This window comes from Ekhidna sp., assembly GCF_040220215.1.
In the GTDB taxonomy this organism is placed as follows: Bacteria; Bacteroidota; Bacteroidia; order Cytophagales; family Cyclobacteriaceae; genus Ekhidna.
The window spans coordinates 119,315-140,374 of the sequence record NZ_JAVJTR010000025.1 but is presented as its reverse complement, the minus strand read 5'-3'; the positions used below and the strand labels follow the sequence as shown (position 1 = coordinate 140,374).

Sequence of the window (21,060 nt, the reverse complement as noted above, 5' to 3'; positions counted from 1 at the left end):
AACTAGTTATGGAAGGCTGTCTCAAAGGGTTTCGAATTGATTGATTTTGGAAAATTTTATTTAATAGCTAGTTGTTATTAAACTGTTTAGCTGAAAACTTAATTTAGGTCGATACATTAGGTGGATTGATAAGTCACTCCTCCACTAACCTCGGCCAATTTTCTTCAGCCTTTTTAATTAATTCACCCTGAGCAGCCTCCCATTTTTTCTGAATGCCCTTGCTATAGTTGAGATAGAGCTTCCCGTCCACAATACGCCAGGTCATAGGGCTGGATTCATACGTATAACCATTCCCAACGGCATAGGCACAATACCCACCAAACTGAGGTGCGTATTTCTCTGGCTCAGCCTTGAAAACTTCCAAATTTTCCTGTGAACTGAAAAGCCATTCGGCCCCTTTCCACTCAAGTTTGAAAGATTCACTTCCTTTAACTGGTTCGCCTTTCTTGAAGTACGCCACAGGATCATAGCCCTTGATTGCGCCATCATTGCTAGTATAGATAGGATTTTTCTGAGCTGTGACAATGAAGGAAAAGATGATCAGGAAAATAGATGTGATTGTTCTCATAGCATTAGGTACGGGAATGCAGGGGGAAAGATGAGGAGATCGAGTACATTGTCTTCTGGAAGTCATCATGTTTAACCCATGAATTTTGCGTTTTGCAATGCCTTTGAGGTGGAATTGCTATATCCAATACATAGCTCATCGGCTGCATCAACATCTTTTACCACATTGTGATCAATCAAAAGTTGACACAGACGTTTGGCTTCCCCAAGAGGAATCTCTACTTCAAATTCTTTGAAAAAGTACTTTGAAACATCTGAGGCTGTCAGGATGCTTTTATTTCTATGATTAGATATATAATCCAGATGCCTCAAAATAGCATTGAGTTTTTGATTCTGCGTCATCTAATAAAGTTAATCCAAAATCAAGCTGAAAATAAGATCGAAGGCTTAATTCATGTACATATCTAAGAATATTGATCGAAATGTCATCCTGAACTTGGCAGAAGGTGATGGGCGCGGAAAGATCTGTATCGAGTCATCTCAGATGTGGCGAAAATTAAACCAACCCATCAATGGCCTCCGCGAGCTTATGATCCTTCTCAGTCACTACATCACCGGCATCATGGGTGTTTAATTCGAAGCTTACCGTGTTGTACACATTGCTCCAATTGGGGTGGTGGTTCATCTTTTCTGCAATGATTGCTACCTGACTCATAAAGCCAAAGGCCTCAACAAAGTTTTTGAATTTAAATGTCTTTTTAAGCTTGTTGTCTTCTTCTTTCCAACTCATAGTTCTTGATTTTTAAAGTGCAATGATTCCTTCAATCTTGTTGGCTTGCTTGTACACCTCTACTACCTCCTGACTTGAATTCATTTTCTGATTCAAGGTAATACTCACATATTTATTGCCTGAGCTGGGCTTGAGTTTAATTTCTGCACCGGGCAATAATGCTTCAACCCTGGGCTGATGCTCCGGCTTTACAATAAACTTAAAGGTGTAATTGTCAGGGAAGTCATGTGTTCCCTCAAGCTTTTCAACAAATGCTTTTTCGTCCCAGCTCATACATTCAATTTAATTGGAATCCAGTACTATAAAAAAAGCCATCCCGATAAAGTTCGGAATGGCTTTTAGAATAAAATCTTAGCTTCTTAGAAGAACTTATATCTCATGTCTTCGATATCCGCGAATTCTTTCACTGCATCATCGATTTTTCTAGGAACGAATAATCGGAAGTATGAAAGTGGGAAATCTGCAACCATGGCATTCTGTCCCAATCGCTGACGTGATACTTGCAACGCGAACGTTGAATAATCATCCACATCTGCAGGAATGTCTTTTGCAATAAGCTTCACAACGATTACACCATCCTGAAGACCAAACCCTTTAGTAATTTCTTCTTCATCCAGTGCAAACGAAAGCCCGATTGCTTCCGGAGCATAACCAACTCCGGTAATACTGTTTGAGAATAGCTGAAAATCGGCAGTCCCTGTCTTCGCACCGTCACCATATGCAATGGCTAACGACTCAACATCTGAAGCATCAAGCCCATTAAGCTTACTGATGATCGTTTGTGCTTTCTTCTCATTTCTTACTTTACGTTCCACCTGATTTCTAACTTCATTCAGGTTTGCCACGCCTTCTTCCTGCTCAGCAGTCATGGCAGCCACTACGTATCTATCTCCTACTTCTTTCACTTCAGAAACAGCTCCTGTCTTAGCGTCATTGTATAACCAAAGCACTAAGCTTCTTGCCTCTACCATCGGTCCAACACGCTGTGCATTTTTACCAATTCTGTTTGCCTCTCTAACGTTAAGTCCCTGCTCTTCTGCCAGTCTTCTGAACTCCTCAAGGTTCCCGGAAGATGCTGCAAATAGATCCGCTTGTCTGTAAACCTCATTGATGGTCTCATCCGAAACGAAAAACTCCTTCTTCATTTTAGCTACCCGATAAAGCACACTGTCAGGAGTGATTTCATCTTTTCGTGAAAGCTTGTAAAACTCGTACGATCCGTTTACGATTTCAGGCTCAGAAACAAATCCAATTTCCTGGCCCTGTAGAGATGCCGGTAAGTTATCTTCATAGTACGTGATGAATGAATATGGATCATCAGAGTTGATGCTCACATAGCTTGAGTCGTTAGTAGCTGTTTCTAAAGACAGCTTAAACTCAGCAACCTCGTCCGCTACAATCGCTGAGTCAGCACTTGAAGGGGTAATGTCAAAAATGACATATTCCATATTACGCGTTTCCTCTCGCTGAAACTCTGATTTGTGGCTAGCTAAGTAGGCCTTAAGCTCACTGTCTGTAACGCTGACAGATGAATCTGAAACGCTCAAAAACGGTACATACATATAGTCAATGGTTGCATTGGCATTTTGACTTACATACTCATCCTTCGCTTCATATTTGGTCACATAGTTGGTCTTAGTGAACAAGTTTGAGTATTTCTCAAGCTTTCTGCTTGGAATCAGTGATTGCTCAAATGCAATCCAGGAATTTCTTTGCTGAGGGGGTGCCTGCTTAAGGCTTCCCAGGAAAGCAGTCACATTTTCTTTGCTAAACTGACCGGTTTGAGGATCCCCGAAAAACTGCATGATCTGAGGGCTGATGTTGCTGCCCTGAACCATGTCCACCAGCTCTGCATTGGTTACTGCAATGCCAAGTTCTTCAAACTGCTTTTCATATGCTTTTTCAAGAATCAATGCATTCCAGGCCTGATTTCTGATTTGGTCAGTCTCTTCCTGCAGTGGATTTCTTCCAGTGTTGATAGCAAAATTGTAAGACAGCTCATCAACCTTGTTTTGAAACTGTGCGTTGGAAATATTCTCTCCTGCGATTTCCCCAATGTCAGGGTTATCGCCTCCACCTAAAATAGATGAGTTTCCAATTAAATCTGTGCCAATGAATGCTACCATGGTGACCATGATTGCTCCCACCACGATCTTACCCATCTTGTTTCTCAGTATTCCTATTAGTGCCATAATCTTCTAAATGCTCTTTTTGAGGTCGGCAAAAATAAGGAAATAATTTGCTATTGGCTACTCACAAGAAATATTCAGGAAATCTGGTTAATGTCTTGATTATCACATGCCTTAATTAACCATTCGAATCAGGAACGGTGGCTGTGGATAATTCTGCATTTCTATTCCAAAACCAGGCAATGCTCAACCCTGAAATAATATGCCAGATGCCCCACCAGGCTGCTACTATCGCCATCCCCCCTAATCCATCGAAAAAGGAGAAAATAAGGATCAATCCAAGCCCGGAATTTTGAATGCCTGTTTCTATGGCAATGGACCGTTTATCCTGCTCATCAAGTTTGAAAACCCTTCCCATCTGGTATCCTGCTGTAATTGCAATGGCATTGTGAACGAGAACAAGTAAAATCACCAGATGAATGTATTGCAGAAAGAGATCGAAATTGGCACTGAAAGCCATCAGAACAATGGCCACAAAAATTCCAATAGAGCTGTAATGCATAACAGGATGCAGACGGTCCGCAACTCCCGGTTTCCACTTTCTTAAAACCATGCCCAAAACAATAGGGATGAGCAGCAGCATAGTGATGGTCTTCAGCAGCTGCCAGAAATCAAGACTGACTTCCGTGAGGATATTTGCTGTAGGCGGATAGAATCCTGCCCATAAAGTAAGGTTAATAGGGGTAAGAATAATGGCCAACGTACTTGATACCGCGGTTAAGCTTACGGAAAGTGCTGCATTTCCTCTGGCCATTGCAGACATGAAGTTGGAGATGTTCCCTCCCGGACAGGCCGCCACCAACATCATCCCTAGTGCAAAACTGGCACGAGGCTGAATGATTAGAATCAAAAGAAATGTAAGAACTGGAAGAATGATAAACTGTGATAAGATGCCTGCGAAAGCTGCTTTCGGATTGTTCAACACCCTAATAAAATCTTCCCCGCGGAGGTTGATAGCCACGCCAAACATGATGAATCCAAGACTTAGATTAAGGTAAAATAAGTTGGCTTCACTGAAGTTGAGTGTGACCTGATCGATCGAATCCATCAGGGCAAGATAAAATAAATGATCGTCATTGCGAACGACGAAGGAGTGAAGCAATCTTAAAATTAAGATCGCTTCACATACGTTCGCGATGACGTTTAAAAAGATTTACTTCTTCCGGATAATGATATCTCCGTGCATGTTTTTAAACGTGTACTCCGGACCACCACCGTTGATAGCACCAAATACCCAGGAATTGATGGATACCTTATACTTTCCATCATCTGATTTCACTTCTGGTTTTGATCGGTCTACTGTCATATCATAATCCGTGAATATTTCGCCCCGATCTGATCGCATCTTGGCGGTTGCCTTGATTCCCGAAGGAAAAGTCACGTCTACATTTCCGTGCAGGGTTACAAATGACATGGGCTCATTTGGAGTCACTTTAATAAAATTTACAATGATGTCTCCATGAACCGTATTTGACACAATAGACCCACTCATATCTTTCAAAGTCAAAGGGCCATGCACGGCTGAAATCTCATGAGTTCCATTGATTCCTGTTACATCTACTTTCCCATGTACTGTAGAAACTTCAAGATCAAAATTGGCTGGAACTTTAATCGAAAGATTAATTGGTTTCTTCCAGGAGTTGGTTTCTATCTTTACTCTGTTATTGTTTTCAGAAGCGCTCAACTCAATCGGACTGCTAGCTATCTTTTTCATCCCAGCCGGAACCGATCGATCATTGTCGCCTTTATCATCACAGCTAACACAATCTCCATCATGGTCATGATCAGAAGTTTTAGCTGTCGCTTCAATGATCACTTCTTTACCATTATAGGCCTCCACTTTTATGTCACCACGAACTTGGCCAACTTCCAATTTGCCTTTCGCATTTGGTGAACTGAGCGGAATTACTAAACGCTCGTTGAAATCCTGTGCCCACACACTAGCTGAGGCTACAAGAAATAATATGATTATTAACTTTTTCATTTTCTTATCTATTTATGATTTCTTCTTTTTCAAATAAACATTTCCATTGATGCTTTTGAACGAAAGTTCAGGGCCACCAGACCCTATTTCTACGCCGGTTTTGGTTCCAATTTTGAAGGTTCCATTACGTTCGCTCTTCTCTACTTTGGGACTCATCCGTTTGTAGTCAAATGCAGTATACAGATCCCCATTCATGCTGTCGAAATATACCTGCGCATTGAAGTCATCCGGCAGCTCGAAAGTAAAGTCACCATTTACGGTATGGAACTTTACCGGCATTTGAGGGGCTTTCACAAACGTGATGTCCACATCTCCGTTGACCGTTGAAGCACGTCTTAGATCGTGGACGTTTTCAACCTCAATGTCGCCGTTTACATTGCTCACCATTACTTTCCCTTCCATGTTCCTTACCAGCACGTCTCCATTGTTGACGGTTTTTGCATGGATAGCAATCTTTTTTGGCACCTTCAATTTGTACTGATATTTGAAAGAATAGTCAGGGCCATCATTCATATTGTATCCCCAAAACTGCTGTCCATCACACCTTCTCATAAATGGCGCTTTCATATACAAAACCAGTGAGTCATTTTTGATGTATTCTCCAAGCTTTAAGTCCCTTTTTGCCTGGTCAATTAAATCATCAGAAGATGCTGAAATCTCAATGGTTAAATCCAGCGAAACCTGATTTCCTTCAGTGGCCTCCACCGTCACATCCCCATTCATGTTGTGGATCATTACCAGCATTTTCTCAGCATTTGGAATATCGTATGTTTTGTTGATCACGATCCTGTCCTCCTTGAGGTCCGGGTTGATCAGCGTTAATAGTATGAGTAATAATTTCATTAGTCCTTATTTTGAGTTTATGTATTCTTGAGTGTTTCGATGCTTTCGTTAAGCTTTTCCTTCACGAATTCATCTTCGGTATTTTCTTTCAGCTTTTCCATGGCATCCACGGATGATTTTTCCTGAATGGCCACCAACACATCTGCTATGGCAACCAACATCAGCGGCGACTCTTGCATCTTCAGTGCATCTACCAAAGCATGTCTAACATCAGGCTCATCGACATAGCGCACCAAAGATTCCAAAGAGGCTAATCGTACGTTGATATTATCATCGTTATTCAGCGTAGATATCAATGCATTAATCACTTTCTCATCTGCCTTTGGCATATCGGCAGCCATATTTACAGCACGAATACGTTCCTGTGCCTTCGGCTGCTCAATGAGGGTAAGCATCATCATTTCTTTCATGCTTTGGATTTCACTGCTCAGTTGAGCAATATCCTGCTTCTGATCCTGAGATGGCAACATCCACCAACCAATAAACAGCCCCATCACCAATGACGCCAGACCTACCTGCCAGCTTTTGGTCATTTGTGCTACAATCCAGTCCAGCACATTTGGACGAACTTCTTTTTGCTTCTCCGAATAAGCGGACATCATTCCTTCAAAGCGGGCATCCATGGCATCACTCGGTTCAGGTCGTTCGATCTCCTCAAACAAGTCCCAGGTTTGCTCCAGGTCTTTCAGCTTCTTAGCTTTCTCAGGATTGGATAGAAGAAACTCCTTCAATGCCTTTTCTTCATTCTCGCTGATGTTTCCTGCCAGCTTATCCTGCCAGAGTTCTTCCGCTTTTTTATTTGTTATTTTCATAATATCTCATTTTGAGATTAGTGTTCTTCTTTACATCCCCCTGCCATCTCACATCCTCCACACCCCCCTTCAAAGGGGGATTAGATGTCCATTTTTATGTAGGATTCTCTCAATTCTTTTAATATTCGATGTACACGTACCTTAATGGCGCTTTCCGTCACACCCAGCATCTCCGCCACTTTGGCGTATTTCACTTTTTGAAACCGTACCAACTCAATCAGCTCCCGCTTTTCTTCTGATAGGTTGGCGAGTGCTTTTTGCAGGTAATTCAATTCATCACTTTTTTCCATTTCTACCTCCTGATTTATATTCTCACTCAATCGCTCTTCATAGGGATTCATGTCCTCCTGAAAAGCATATCGTTTATTCTTTCGGTAGTGATCGTGATGCACGTTTCTCGCCATCTGGAAGGCCCACACCTCAAAATCGCCATTTTCTTTATAGGTGTGCTTGTACTTCAAAATCCGCATGAAGACGTTTTGCACCAGGTCTTCACTTGTCGCTCCATCATGGGTCATTCCATAGAAGAAGCCAAAGAATCGGCGACTGTACCGTTTGTAAAGCAGGTTGAGTTTTTCTACCTCTCCTTCTTTCACTTTCAACATCAAACTGTGGTCTTCCAGTAGGTTCATTTGGTGCATTCTGTCGGGGAAACTCCCCTAATTTCGGAAGGTTACATCGGGATTGGAAATTTCTTTCGTCACTTCGAAGGAGGTACGACTGAGAAGTCTCCTTGTTTTAAGCCAGATCACTATTTTTATGAAATGGAGCGAGGGGGTTCAGTATATATTATGACCAATCAACACAATACTGTGCTATATACTGGTGTTACATCGAACCTTTATTCAAGAGTTTATGAGCATAAAAACAAGTTATATCCCAAAAGCTTTACAGCGAAGTACAACATTATTAAACTGGTTTATTTTGAGCATCTCCCAACGATCGAAGAAGCTATTACTAGAGAGAAGCAGATTAAGAAATTCGGGAGAAGAAAGAAATCGATACTTATTAATATAATTAATCCCAACTGGGACGATCTTCATGATTCGCTAGATTAAGGAGACCTCTCACATTCGTTCGAGGTGACGTGCTATAATGAAAAATCTCAGCTAGGTTTGACCTATGAACTTCGGAAGTCTAAAAAAGGAATTGAAAGGCGAGCTGCATACCGGAGAAGCCATCCGTCATATCTATGCTACGGATGCATCTGCCTATCGGGAAGTACCGGAGGGTGTAGCGATTCCAAAGACTGATGAAGACCTCAAAAATCTCATTCGATTTGCTGCTGAAAATAAAACCTCGCTGATTCCTCGTACAGCCGGAACATCCCTGGCCGGACAGGTAGTTGGTGGTGGAATTGTCGTAGATGTTTCAAAACATTTCACAAAAACCCTGGAAGTCAACCTTGAGGAAGAATATGCCTGGGTGGAGCCGGGAATTGTACGTGACGAACTCAACCGGGAGCTATCAAAACATGGCTACTTCTTCGCTCCTGAAACATCCACCGCCAATCGGGCGATGATCGGAGGGATGATTGGAAACAACAGTTGTGGTTCCAACTCTGTCGTTTATGGAAGTACGAGAGAACATTTACTGGAGGTGAAGGCATTGCTATCCGATGGTTCGGAAGTGCATTTCAAGGAAAACGATGATTTGCGAGGTTCATCTGAATTAGAAAACCAGCTATATCAAAACATCTCGGATATCCTTTTGGATGAAGCGAATGTCCAGCGGATCAAAAAGGAATTCCCTAAGCCAAACATCCCACGAAGAAACACCGGGTATGCCTTGGATATGCTGGCAGATATGCAGCCCTTTAATCCTGATGGAAAACCATTCAACTTCTGCTCCCTGATAGCCGGATCGGAAGGAACGTTAGCGTTTGTAACAGCCGCCAAACTGAAGATCACCAAAATACCAGAAGGTCATAAGAGGCTCGTTTGCATTCATACCAAAACAATCGATGATGCCTTGAAAGCAAACCTGATTGCGCTTAATTATCAGCCTTATGCCTGTGAATTGATGGACCATTACATTCTGGAGGCTACTGCAAGAAATAAAGAACAAGCGGAGAATCGATTTTTTGTAGAAGGTGAACCTAAGGCTATACTGGTTGTCGAGCTGATAGGTGAAACGGAAAAAGAGGTAGATATCCGTATCCTGAATTTTCTAACGGAAGTGGGTAAGCAACGATTAGGCTATGCATTTCCGATTATCAAAGGAGATGATATCACCAAGGTCTGGAACCTGAGAAAGGCCGGTTTGGGCCTGCTATCCAACATTCCAGGAGATACAAAACCCGCTCCGGTTATCGAAGACACTGCCGTTGACGTAAAAGACCTCCCCAATTACATTGGCGACTTCAACAAAATATTACACCAGTATGGATTGTATAGTGTGCATTATGCGCATGCCGGATCCGGTGAATTGCACCTTCGCCCGTATCTGAACCTGAAAACAGAAGAAGGAGTCAAGCTCTTCAGAACCATTGCTGAAGAGATCGCCGATTTGGTCAAAAAATACAATGGCTCACTTTCCGGGGAGCATGGAGATGGACGCTTGAGAGGAGAGTTCATTCCAAGAATGATCGGGGAGGAAAACTATCAGCTACTTAAAAAAGTGAAGCTTGCCTGGGACCCTCACAATATTTTCAACCCAGGGAAGATTGTTGACACAGCGCCGATGGATTCGTCACTCAGGTACGAGAAGAATCAAGATACTCCTGAGTTTGAGACCATGTTGGACTTCTCACAAGAAGAAGGAATTGTTCGTGCTGCGGAACTATGCAACGGATCAGGCGACTGCCGAAAATCGGAACTGACCGGAGGAACGATGTGCCCCAGCTATCAGGCCACCCGGGACGAAAAAGACACCACCAGAGCAAGAGCCAATATTCTACGGGAAATGCTCACTCGATCCAAAGAAGTAAACCCATTCACACAGCCCGAAATCAAAGAGGTAATGGACCTCTGCCTGTCTTGCAAAGGCTGCAAACGAGAATGTCCATCGAATGTGGATATGGGAAAGCTGAAAGCCGAGTGGCAGTACCAGTCAATGAAAGAAAAAGGAGCCCCTTTTCGAACCCGGATGATCGCCAATTATGCGAAAAGCATGGAGCGGTTTGAGAAAGCTCCCTGGGCATTTAACCTGACCAGAAATCTGTCCAAGCCGATGTTGGGATTTGCTTCAAAACGCTCGATCCCTAAGATGGCGAATCAGACCTTACGATCCTGGTTTGATAAGAAATTTCATTCGCTTCAGAGGAAACCTAAAAAGACGGTCTACTTCTTCTTTGATGAGTTTACTAATTACCTGGATGTGGAGATCGGCAAAAAGGCAATCATGCTTCTGGACCGGATGGGATATGAAGTGAGAGCGGCTAATCATGCCATCAGTGGACGAGCATATTTATCTAAAGGCATGCTGGAGGAAGCGAAAGAGCTGGCCGAGCAAAACGTGGCTCTCTTTCATTCACTTCTCAAGAAGGATAACTGTCTGGTAGGAATTGAACCTTCCGCGATACTGACGTTCCGAGATGAGTATCCTGATTTGCTTCGGGGAAAAGAAAAGGAACAGGCACTGAAAGTAGCCGAGAAAACCTTTACGATCGAAGAGTTTTTAGCTAGGGAGTTGGAAGTAGGAAGGCTGAAGTCAGAAGACTTCCCAAGATCTAAAAAGAAAATACTGGTACATGGCCATTGCCACCAAAAAGCACTTTCATCAATGACACCTACTATTAAGATTTTAAAGGCTTCCGAAGGTTTTGATGTGCAAATGATCCCAAGTGGATGTTGTGGAATGGCAGGCTCATTTGGCTATGAAAAAGAACACTTTGAGGTGTCCATGAAAATTGGCGAGCTGGTGCTTTTCCCTAAAGTACGGGAAGCAGAAAAGGACACGATCATTTTGGCATCTGGCACATCCTGTCGCCATCAGATTTTGGATGGAACGGGCAAAGTAGCGAGACATATTGTGGAGATTTTATAAATAGATAGAAGTTAGAATAATACAACCTATTCTTTTTTTTATTTAAATTGAGGGTAATCAACTCACCCTCACCATGTTACATCACAAAATTTTCCTCATTTGTATAGCTCTGTGCTTCACTTTTTATGCGAAAGCACAAGAAGAATACGATTTAGTCTTTAACGGCAATGCTTCCGTTGGATCAAGCTGGATCTACATTGATCAAAATAATGATTATGTCTTTTTTGCGGTTTCATCTTCCGCAAATGGTAGAGAGTTGTGGAAGTCAGATGGTACGGTCAGTGGAACAGTCATGATAAAAGACATCCATACATCTGGAAGTGGGATGCCTAATCAACCAGTTGGCTTAGTTGTAAATGACGTTTTATATTTTGCTGCAAATGAAGGAGTATCCACAGGACAGGAATTATGGAAATCGGATGGTACTGAAGCCGGCACTGTTCTCGTAAAGGATATTTACTCAGGAAATAACTTTGGATTTGATTCTGAATACATTGTGGAATTTGATGGTGGAGTGGCTTTTACCGGACAGGATGAAGATGGTGAAGAACTATGGATTTCAGATGGAACAGAAGGAGGTACAGTTCAGGTGAAGGACATAAAAGTTGGGGCAACAGGCTCATTAGTTAGATATATAGCGAATGCGAATGGAACACTCTATTTTATTGCTGCGGAAGCATCCGAATTTGGATTGTGGAAATCCGATGGAACAGAGGTCGGCACAAACAAGCTTTCTGACCTAGGAGCGGATGCCAACCCTGAATATGTGACTTTTCACCAGGGAAATATCTTATTTTACAATTGGACCGCTAGCGATGTAACTAAAGATGAAGTTTGGATTTCAGATGGCACCATTGCTGGCACTGAAAAATTAACAGATATTCTCACCAGTGGCCGCATCAATGACCCAATGGTTGCATCCGGCAGCAACCTCTTTTTCAGAGCGGCAGATGATGATGCGGGGATTGAGCTTTACAAAACTGATGGTACGGCCCCTGGAACAGGGCTGGTTAAGGATTTAGACGAAGGAGCAGGCGATAGCTTCCCGGAAAACTTCATTGACTATATGGGGGAGATTTATTTCGTGGCAGAAAGCCACCTCTGGAAATCGGATGGCACGGATGAAGGAACAACGGTTGTGGTGCCGGATGTAAATAACAGGACGGAAATATTATCAGACGGCATTAATCTCTACTATCGTATCGATAATAACCTTGGAATCTACAACCCTACTGACGGTGCATCTGTCATAACAACAGCTCCAGATTTCTATGTTCATGACCTTAAAACCATTTTCAATGGAGAGCTTTATTTTATCGGAAGCGATGACATTGAAGATGAATATGATTTATGGAAATATAATCTCTCAGATAAAATGGATCAAACAATTACTTTTGATCCTCTTGCTGATGTTACCTTCGGAGATCCGGATTTTGAACTGGAAGCAACTACTACATCATCTCTTCAAATCGCTTATCTCAGTTCCGATGAGGACATAGTGTCTATATCAGGTTCAACAGTTTCTATAAATGGTGCCGGATCTTGCAATATCACAGCTTCTCAGGCAGGAAATGACGACTATAACCCTGCTGATGATGTTATACAATCCATCACGGTTAATAAGGCCGGTCAAACCATCACTTTTAATCCCTTACCTATTAAAGATATTGATGACGACTCATTTGTCCTTACCGCTACGACTTCATCCAACCTAGAGGTGACATATACTTCCTCCGCCACCTCTGTAGCGACTGTAACATCAGATGGTGTTGTTACAATCGCAGGTGAAGGGTCAACAACCCTTACAGCGTCACAAATGGGGAATGGAAATTATCATGCTGCTGAAGATGTGGAACAGGTGTTAATAGTAATAGATGCATTAGGAGTGGGTGAGATGCGTGACGTTTTGATTTACCCTAATCCTTCATCCAACCTGGTGGTCATCGAAGTGTTAAACAATTCTACACCTTTGACTTTCGAGTTGGTTGATTCTGCAGGAAGGCTTTTACAATCACAAAGTACCAATGGCTCTAGCCTAAGCTTTGATTTAGGAAAGCACAAGCATGGCATCTATTTTATTCACCTTAAAGAAACCAACCGAACTTTTAAAATCTTAAAGGGTTATTGACTCCCAAGACAAAATTTGCATAATACAATTAGACAGTAAATTACCTTTCGACCTTTTGGAAGCAAAATGAAAAAGTTATTTGCCCTAAATAATTGTATCCCGGATCGCTGGTTCATGTAGATACATCCCTTTGTCAAGTATTATTTCCCAAACAAGAAAGAAGGTTTTCCAAGATTTTCAAAACGAGAATATCTACAAGGATAGGTTAAATAAGAGCTTACGATATCACTGCCGCTCAAAAAGAGTTATCTACACACACTTTTTCCTCAAAATCACTAGCCGATCATCCATCACCGTTCCAATGAAAATCAGGTCTTTATATGGAGCAGCTACACTGCTGGCAGAGACAAAAGCACCGTCATTTTCGAATAAGCTTTCCACTTTTTCTCCATCTATCACTCTAATAACTTCAGAAGGAGCAATTTCTTTTTTTCCTGCAGCATAGGAGGCAAATGCCATAAGGTTGGGGTGCGAACCCATCCAGAGATTTCCCTCAGAATCCAATTCAATATTGTCGATACCGGAAGCCACATTCAGGTCCCGATCATGTACAAGATCATCATTTTCCAAAATGTCATAGTATTTCAACTTAAAGCTTCTGGGTGAAGCAACGAGAAGTTGCTGTCGATCCATTGAAATATTGATGCCATTGGCATAGCTGATGCCATCCGCTACTTTTCTGTATTTCCCATCATAAAACATGACGTTGGAGGCTGCCACTCCTAAATAGTTTTCTGCCATTCTTCCCCAATAGCTGGTATATCCGTGATCGTTGGTGAAATAAAACGAATCCTTATCCAAGGCGATCACATCATTCGGACTGATCATACTTTCATCTTTGTAAGTGACCATATAGGCTAAACTATCTCCAAACAATTCGAATTTTTCTATGGTATGACCTCTTGCATGATTGACAACCAATATTTGATAATGGGCAGAATCCAGCTTCAATAAACTGACTCCATGTGGATAAAATGGAAGTTGATAATTTGCAGTGAGTTTTTTTGGCTGAAAATTGTCTGAGTCAAGATTCAGGTAATAAAGATGACCTTGTGATGGCTTGCCATCCCTTCTTCCAGCTCGGTCATCCTGTGAGATGATCATAAACCCATCCTCATAACTTATAGTAAAGTCTTCTGCACCCTTCATCGGAATTTCTGCAATAACTTCATACGATTCAGTGTTATTAATTTCACGGAAATATCCGGTGGAGGAAAAGATGTATAGGATAAACCCGCCGATCAGGATGACAATGATTAGAAGTGTGAGTAAGAATTTTTTCATAGTGTTTAAAGGTGTAATTCATAAAAGTAGAGAATCTTTTAAAATCCATTTGATTGGATTTCTTCTTCTTACTTTTTTTTTAACCGGATGCAATAGCGACGATGTGCAGCTTCCCGCCAATAGGCTTGAGGGATTTATTGACGGAAAGGAGTGGTCTTACAAATCCGCAAACGGATATCTAATCTCGTCTGATTTTAAATACCGGGTTCGTTTTCTATCAAGTGAAGAAACCGTAGGTGACCCCTGCTCTCAACCCAACCCCTCTTTAACTCACGTTAAAGCGATATTTAAACCAGCCGAGGGCAGCTTTTTTGTAACACCTCAGGCCCTGGATCCCAACCAGGTTCAAGTCACATTCGAAATTTCTACCTCACAAAACATAACTGCCACAAGTGGCTTCATGGAAATTTACGCAATCGATAACCAGATAGTAATAGGATATCTACAAGCTGTTCTTGACAATGAGAACAAAGTCGAGGGATCTTTTGAGATCAGGTTATGTAACCTAATGTAAAGCAAAGCAGTTGTAGGTTATGTAAAAAAAATTAATTTTACAAAACCTAATTCACTAAAAAATATAGACATGAAGAAAATCTCAGTTTTGATGTTGTTTGTTTTTACAGCAACTTTTTCGTTTGGACAATTACAATGGATAAAAAACTATGACATTGCAAGAGCAAAGGCGCTCAATGAAAACAAGCTTATTGTGATGGACTTTTGGGCAATCTGGTGTGGACCATGTAAGAAGATGGATAGCGATATGTGGAATACAGAAGAGATGAATGCTTATGCGGATAAGTTTATTTTTCTCAAAATAGACGTGGATTCTGATAGAAACACCGCTTTGAAATACAGCGCTAACACCATCCCCAAAGTGGTAATCATGGATGCTTCAGGAGAATCAGTTTGGGAAGAAATCGGTTTTTCAAGTGCCTCACCATATATGACAGCTTTTGAGGAGTTTCCGTCCACTCCTGCACCATCAGATCATCTGTCTAAATTAATACAGAATCAAGCGGATGCTAACACCTATTTTACTTTGGGAGCGTGGTATCAGGATGCAGCAAAAAACATGGAAAGCCCGACTCTTAAAAGGGATGTCCTGAACCTAAGTGATCAGCACTTCAAAAAATCGGTAAAAGAATCATCATCTGAAGCCTTGGCAACTGAGGCTGAATTCAATCTTATTTTGAATCAGGCATATAAAGGAGCCTACAAGAAAGCCATGAAAAAAGTAGATAAGATGGAGGAAGCAGAGATGAAAAACTTTATCATGGCATATTGCTATAAATGTGAAGGCCAAACAGATAAAATGCAACAGTTTATGGATAAAATCACCTCCAAAGAACTATTAGCTCAGCTCGATTGATCAACAGTTTCATAAAATTACCCGAAAATGGGTATTGGAAAAGCTCTTGCCGTTATTTATAACTTTAAGGGCTTTTTTTATTGAACCTAACTTGGAAAATGAAGAGAATTACCTATCTGGCTATCTTAATAGCTACAATTTTTTCCTGTAGGGAAAATCCTATAGAGCAATCGAAAAGAAATCATGAGCTGGAAGTATCGGATGTCAAAGCACATTTTGAAAGCGAAAAAGCATGAAACTTAATATCGAAAACTACTTAAGCACAAAATTTGACAGCAATGGAGAAACAATCGAAAATTATGATTGCAATTAGAAATAAAAATGCTTTCGTTTTATTCTGGCTAATACTTTTGGTTTTTGGGTTGAATGCTCAGGATCAGGAATCTATGCTTATCAGAAGAGAATCGAAGTTCGATTTTAATATCAATGGCGTAAGTGTTGGTAGTTTGATTTTCCCTGGGGATGGTTTTGAAAGCCTGAAAGTTTTCGGCGAACCGCTGGATTCAGACTATAAAGAAACTCCAGCTGATGAATGGTGGACATTTGTTTATGATGGTATTACTTTGATTTACACAAATTACAGTGGTGAAATAGAATTGAGTGAAATCATAATTGATGGAACAGAAATAAACGTTTCGATTTCTGGGAACGAAGTACGTGTTAGCCAATCTATAAACCCTCTCCTTAAATCAATATCGGCTAGAAGTGAGGATAATATACAAATTGAAAAAGCAACACCAGAACTAACGTTAACCAAAAAATATGGAAAAGCTTTTAGTTTCATACAGATTGATTTAAGAACGGATAAAGAATCAGTCGAACGAATTTGGTTTAAAAGAAAGATCTTGTGAATGGCTCAGTATGATGAGTTAAGCTTCACTGATATTTTGAGACACACAAACAAGATTTGACAACTCACTTGAGAAGAAAATTATTATCAGTTGCGTTCCTTTGTTTTTTCCTACCGTAAGGATGGAGAAATTCACCTTGAGATTGTTCAACCAGTCGCTACAACAAACGACAGCCTTTTCACCGGCTATGTACTTGTTATGGATTGGCATCAACAGCCACTACGGTATTTTGAATAAGAAAGGGGAGTTTGTCACTGAGTGGAAAATTGGCACAGAAGCGGGAGGCAGGACGGAGTGTTATGCCACGGATTACTACTACTGCACTAAACGATCCGGTCAGCCGGATGACTGTGAGTATAGCCATACAGTGATAACGTGTCGGCTTGTGCGTGAAATGGCCGGTCCGGAACCGGAGGTTGATGACTTTGGGGGAGGAGGTAGTCCGGGAGGGGAGATGTGTCAACATCCAACAATAGATGGAGAATGGATTGAATGTACGAATTTGTGTCCAGAAGAAAATGGTTGTATAATCCCCATTCTCATATTAACTTAATTAATTGTCACGTACAGGTGCAGGAAAATCAGGTGCAGGAAAATGCCACCAATTAAAATCGCACTTGATTCAGGTGTAGTTGTTTATAATTTATAAGTCAAAATGAGATCTATTAATAATTTTGAAAAGGCAAAACGGTCATATCTTACAAGCATCAGAATTTTCTGGCTTTTATTCGCGCTGTTTTATGGACAAATATCCTTGAGCCAGACTCATGATTCAATTAAGCTTATTAAAATAGACTCTGTCGTTGGTGACTTAGACAATGATAATATCGACGAGCTGGTGGTAGTTTATGACTCAAACTTGGAAGCTGAATTGGGGAATGTAAGGTTTTTACATATCTATAAAAAAAATACGGATAAAGCCTATAAAAACAACCCTGAATGGCTCCTATTGAAATCCTCAAATAAAGCAATTTATCCTAGCGAATCAGGTGGAATGATGGGAAGTGGATACGAAAACATGGAGATAATAAACGGAATTCTAACTATTCACCACTTCGGTGGTAGTCGAGATAAATGGTCCAAAACACATAAGTATAGGTATCAAAATGATGACTTTTATCTTATTGGTTTCTCCAGCTCGTACATGAACTTGCCAAGTTACGAGAGTGTCGATTACAATCTTTCAACGGGAAAGATAATCTTTGAAAAGGAAATAGATGAATATGATGAAAGCGGTGAGCCAACAGGGAAAGTCATTAAACATTATGATACACTTTTGCATAAGATTGACTTGCCTAGAATAGATAATATCACATTGGGGACGCAAAAAATATACTCAGATAAAACTGGAATAACAGTGTATCTTTTTTAATGGCCAGTGTAAAAAGGGAGCAAATCGCCCCCTTTCTGTTGCTTAAGCCTCCGCCTCAATAGCCGCTTCCACATCTTCATATTCACTCAGTGGCAAACAACTACATACCAAATTTCTGTCACCATAGGCATTGTCAACCCTACTCACAGTTGGCCAGAATTTGTTCTCCTTAACATACGGAGCTGGGAAAGCAGCTTTTTCCCTGGTATAAGGATACTTCCACTCGTCTGCAACAAGCACTTTATAAGAGTGTGGGGCATTTTTAAGTGGATTGTCTTTTGCATCAGCTACCCCATCAATAACTTCCTGAACTTCCGCGCGAATGGCAATCATGGCTTCACAGAAGCGATCCAGCTCCTCCTGTACTTCGCTTTCAGTTGGTTCAATCATCATGGTACCCGGAACAGGAAATGAAACCGTTGGTGCGTGGAACCCATAATCAATGAGTCTTTTTGCAATGTCTTCCACTTCTATTCCTGACTTTTTGAACTGTCTGCAATCGATGATCAACTCATGCGCGTTTCGCCCTTTATCATTCGCATACAAAACAGGATAATGATCTTTTAACCTTGCCGCGATATAGTTAGCATTGAGAATAGCCATTTTTGTTGCATTGGTAAGACCTTCAGCCCCCATCATCGCAATGTAAGCATGTGGGATAGGCAAGATACTGGCACTACCGTAGGCTGCCGCTGAGACTGCCGGGTTGCTGTTATGCTCAGTTACGTGTCCGGGAAGATATGGGGTTAAATGTTCTGCTACTCCGATTGGCCCCATTCCTGGGCCACCACCTCCGTGAGGAATACAAAATGTTTTATGAAGGTTCAGGTGACAAACATCTGCCCCGATGATTCCGGGAGAAGTTAAGCCTACCTGAGCGTTCATGTTGGCACCATCCATATAGACCTGGCCACCATTTTCATGGATGATTTCACAGATTTCTATAATTGCTTCTTCAAACACACCATGGGTGGAAGGATAAGTGACCAGCAGGGCGGCAAGTTCTTTTTTATGCGTTTCTGCTTTTTCTCTTAAATCATTTACGTCGATGTTTCCATTTTCATCACATTTCACAATTACCACCCGCATACCTGCCATTACAGCGCTGGCGGGATTTGTTCCGTGTGCCGACGATGGGATCAAGGCTACATTTCTATTTGGTTGCCCTGTTCCCTCCAGATAGGATTTAATAACCATCAGCCCGGCATATTCTCCTTGCGCTCCGGAATTTGGTTGGAACGAAACGGAATGAAATCCGGTAATTTCTACCAGCCAGTCATGTAGCTCATTGATGAGTATACCATAACCCTCCGCCTGATCTTTTGGGGCAAACGGATGGATGTTAGCGAACGCAGGCCAGGTCACAGGGATCATTTCTGTGGTGGCGTTCAACTTCATGGTACATGAACCCAAAGAAATCATCGAGTGAACCAGCGAAATATCTTTGTTTTCCAATTGCTTCATGTAGCGAAGTAATTCGTGCTCCGAATGATATCGATTAAAGATAGCATGCTCCAGAAACGGTGTAGTCCGCATGAGAGTCGATGGAAACTCCACTTCAAAATCTTCTACAATCGGAGCTTCGAATGCATTACCTAATCGGGCAAATAGCTTTACTACTTCATTGGCGTCATGGACGGTATGCGACTCATCAAATGAAATGCCAACCCCATCTTCAAAATACCGAAAGTTGATTTCGCTTTTGTGACTTAATTTTTTCAGGTGCACTAATTGATCTGAATCAAGGGGGATTCTAAGTGTATCAAAAAAGTAAGTGTTCTGATTTTCAAAACCATACTGAGCAATTGTGTTTGCAGTCTCTTTGGCTAATCCATGTGTTCTGGCTCCAATCTGTTTTAGACCCACCGCACCATGATATACCGCGTACATACCGGCCATCACCGCTAAGAGGACTTGAGCTGTACAAATGTTTGATGTTGCTCGTTCTCGCTTAATGTGTTGTTCGCGTGTCTGAAGTGCCATTCGATAGGCATCATTCCCATGAGCATCTTTGGAAGCACCGATGATCCTACCGGGAATGGATCTTTTATATGCATCACGGGTGGCAAAAAATGCTGCATGAGGCCCCCCGTATCCCATAGGCACGCCAAACCTTTGACTTGTGCCAACCACCACGTCGGTACCCCACTCACCAGGCGCAGTTAAGAGTGTCAGGGCAAGTAAATCCGTAGAACATGCAGTATAGACATTATTCTCCTGGGCTTCAGAAACTATAGAAGACCAGTCCCTAACCGACCCGGAGTTGTTTGGGTATTGGAAGAATACGCCAAAAATTTCCTGAGAGCTGAGATCTACATTTGCCAGATCAACCACTTCGAGCTCTATGCCAAATGGAAGAGCCCTGGTTTTGAGTACGTCAAGCGTCTGAGGGAAAACCTCTTCGTCTACCAAAAACTTATTGGATGATTTTTTATCCCCCTTTCTTAAACCATAAAGCATGGTCATGGCTTCAGCGGCCGCAGTAGCTTCGTCAAGGAGCGATGCATTGGCAATTTCCATCCCCGTCAAATCGATAACCATCGTTTGAAAGTTGATCAGTGCTTCAAGCCTTCCTTGAGCTATTTCCGCCTGATAAGGCGTGTAAGCAGTATACCATCCGGGGTTTTCCATGATATTTCGTTGGATAACGGTTGGCACTACACAATTATAGTATCCTTGCCCAATGAATGACTTGAAAACCTTATTCTTGTGGGCCACCTTCTGCATTCGGTTCAAATATTCGAATTCGTTTAATGAAGGGGGAAGATCTAAGGGCTTTTTCTTCAAAATTGGAGCGGGAATAGCCTCTCGGATTAATTCGTCAACCGAATTTAAACCGATGACTTGAAGCATATTCGTAACCTCTTCTTCCGAAGGTCCATTATGTCTTCTTTCAAACTCTACACGATCATTTAGATTTAATTTCATCAGGGGCACTGTTTAG

Annotated in this window: 21 protein-coding genes; 9 read left to right on the top strand and 12 right to left on the bottom strand. The window is 41.6% G+C overall.

Annotated features, from left to right (window positions below):
- Window positions 1–133: 133 nt before the first annotated feature.
- The 10 genes from RIC88_RS16970 to RIC88_RS16925 form a co-directional block, all read right to left on the bottom strand.
- A complete protein-coding gene (locus tag RIC88_RS16970) occupies window positions 134–568 on the bottom strand; it encodes a YHS domain-containing (seleno)protein (protein ID WP_350218764.1) in 435 nt (144 codons plus the stop codon).
- Between the two features lie 71 nt (window positions 569–639).
- Window positions 640–909 carry a hypothetical protein gene (locus RIC88_RS16965; RefSeq protein ID WP_350218763.1) on the bottom strand — a complete coding sequence of 90 codons (270 nt, stop codon included), beginning with the start codon at window positions 907–909 and terminating at the stop codon, window positions 640–642.
- A gap of 154 nt (window positions 910–1,063) precedes the next feature.
- Window positions 1,064–1,297: a 4a-hydroxytetrahydrobiopterin dehydratase gene (locus tag RIC88_RS16960; protein WP_350218762.1), complete on the bottom strand. Its 234-nt coding sequence runs from the start codon at window positions 1,295–1,297 to the stop codon at window positions 1,064–1,066.
- 12 nt (window positions 1,298–1,309) lie between these two features.
- The gene (locus RIC88_RS16955) at window positions 1,310–1,570 is read right to left on the bottom strand and encodes a DUF493 family protein (protein ID WP_350218761.1); all 261 of its coding nucleotides are present in this window, start codon (window positions 1,568–1,570) and stop codon (window positions 1,310–1,312) included.
- A gap of 86 nt (window positions 1,571–1,656) precedes the next feature.
- Window positions 1,657–3,489, bottom strand: a complete 1,833-nt coding sequence (locus tag RIC88_RS16950) for a SurA N-terminal domain-containing protein (RefSeq protein WP_350218760.1) — start codon at window positions 3,487–3,489, stop codon at window positions 1,657–1,659.
- Between the two features lie 115 nt (window positions 3,490–3,604).
- Window positions 3,605–4,534, bottom strand: a complete 930-nt coding sequence (locus RIC88_RS16945; protein WP_350218759.1) for a bile acid:sodium symporter family protein — start codon at window positions 4,532–4,534, stop codon at window positions 3,605–3,607.
- 105 nt (window positions 4,535–4,639) lie between these two features.
- Window positions 4,640–5,470 (bottom strand): DUF4097 family beta strand repeat-containing protein, encoded by an 831-nt coding sequence (locus RIC88_RS16940; protein ID WP_350218758.1) that lies wholly within the window; start codon window positions 5,468–5,470, stop codon window positions 4,640–4,642.
- A gap of 12 nt (window positions 5,471–5,482) precedes the next feature.
- A complete protein-coding gene (locus RIC88_RS16935) occupies window positions 5,483–6,313 on the bottom strand; it encodes a DUF4097 family beta strand repeat-containing protein (RefSeq protein WP_349566397.1) in 831 nt (276 codons plus the stop codon).
- Window positions 6,314–6,330: 17 nt separating this feature from the next.
- Window positions 6,331–7,125 carry a HEAT repeat domain-containing protein gene (locus RIC88_RS16930; protein ID WP_350218757.1) on the bottom strand — a complete coding sequence of 265 codons (795 nt, stop codon included), beginning with the start codon at window positions 7,123–7,125 and terminating at the stop codon, window positions 6,331–6,333.
- Between the two features lie 80 nt (window positions 7,126–7,205).
- Window positions 7,206–7,757 (bottom strand): RNA polymerase sigma factor, encoded by a 552-nt coding sequence (locus tag RIC88_RS16925; RefSeq protein WP_350218756.1) that lies wholly within the window; start codon window positions 7,755–7,757, stop codon window positions 7,206–7,208.
- A gap of 132 nt (window positions 7,758–7,889) precedes the next feature.
- On the opposite strand from RIC88_RS16925, the gene RIC88_RS16920 reads away from it, so the two are divergent.
- The 3 genes from RIC88_RS16920 (at window position 7,890) to RIC88_RS16910 (ending at window position 13,240) form a co-directional block, all read left to right on the top strand.
- Window positions 7,890–8,183 (top strand): GIY-YIG nuclease family protein, encoded by a 294-nt coding sequence (locus RIC88_RS16920; protein ID WP_350218755.1) that lies wholly within the window; start codon window positions 7,890–7,892, stop codon window positions 8,181–8,183.
- 64 nt (window positions 8,184–8,247) lie between these two features.
- On the top strand, window positions 8,248–11,112 hold the full coding sequence (locus tag RIC88_RS16915) for an FAD-binding and (Fe-S)-binding domain-containing protein (protein WP_350218754.1): 2,865 nt from the start codon (window positions 8,248–8,250) through the stop codon (window positions 11,110–11,112).
- Between the two features lie 73 nt (window positions 11,113–11,185).
- On the top strand, window positions 11,186–13,240 hold the full coding sequence (locus RIC88_RS16910) for a T9SS type A sorting domain-containing protein (protein ID WP_350218753.1): 2,055 nt from the start codon (window positions 11,186–11,188) through the stop codon (window positions 13,238–13,240).
- A 249-nt stretch (window positions 13,241–13,489) separates the two neighbouring features.
- On the opposite strand, the gene RIC88_RS16905 is transcribed toward RIC88_RS16910, so the two are convergent.
- Entirely contained in the window at window positions 13,490–14,524 is a 1,035-nt protein-coding gene (locus tag RIC88_RS16905) for a strictosidine synthase family protein (RefSeq protein ID WP_350218752.1), read from the bottom strand.
- Here RIC88_RS16905 and RIC88_RS16900 point away from each other — a divergent pair.
- The 6 genes from RIC88_RS16900 to RIC88_RS16875 all read left to right on the top strand — a co-directional run bounded on the left by RIC88_RS16900 (window position 14,505) and on the right by RIC88_RS16875 (window position 18,116).
- Entirely contained in the window at window positions 14,505–15,038 is a 534-nt protein-coding gene (locus RIC88_RS16900; RefSeq protein WP_350218751.1) for a hypothetical protein, read from the top strand. The two genes, RIC88_RS16905 and RIC88_RS16900, sit on opposite strands and share 20 nt — an antisense overlap.
- Window positions 15,039–15,107: 69 nt before the next feature.
- Entirely contained in the window at window positions 15,108–15,893 is a 786-nt protein-coding gene (locus RIC88_RS16895) for a thioredoxin family protein (protein WP_350218750.1), read from the top strand.
- Window positions 15,894–15,991: 98 nt separating this feature from the next.
- Entirely contained in the window at window positions 15,992–16,129 is a 138-nt protein-coding gene (locus RIC88_RS16890; RefSeq protein WP_350218749.1) for a hypothetical protein, read from the top strand.
- A 42-nt stretch (window positions 16,130–16,171) separates the two neighbouring features.
- Complete coding sequence (locus RIC88_RS16885) at window positions 16,172–16,744, top strand: hypothetical protein (RefSeq protein WP_350218748.1); 573 nt, start codon at window positions 16,172–16,174, stop codon at window positions 16,742–16,744.
- A gap of 121 nt (window positions 16,745–16,865) precedes the next feature.
- Entirely contained in the window at window positions 16,866–17,297 is a 432-nt protein-coding gene (locus RIC88_RS16880) for a hypothetical protein (protein WP_350218747.1), read from the top strand.
- Window positions 17,298–17,399: 102 nt separating this feature from the next.
- Complete coding sequence (locus tag RIC88_RS16875; protein WP_350218746.1) at window positions 17,400–18,116, top strand: hypothetical protein; 717 nt, start codon at window positions 17,400–17,402, stop codon at window positions 18,114–18,116.
- A gap of 42 nt (window positions 18,117–18,158) precedes the next feature.
- Here RIC88_RS16875 and gcvP read toward each other — a convergent pair whose 3' ends face one another.
- A complete protein-coding gene (gene gcvP / locus RIC88_RS16870; protein WP_350218745.1) occupies window positions 18,159–21,044 on the bottom strand; it encodes an aminomethyl-transferring glycine dehydrogenase in 2,886 nt (961 codons plus the stop codon).
- Window positions 21,045–21,060 lie beyond the last annotated feature (16 nt).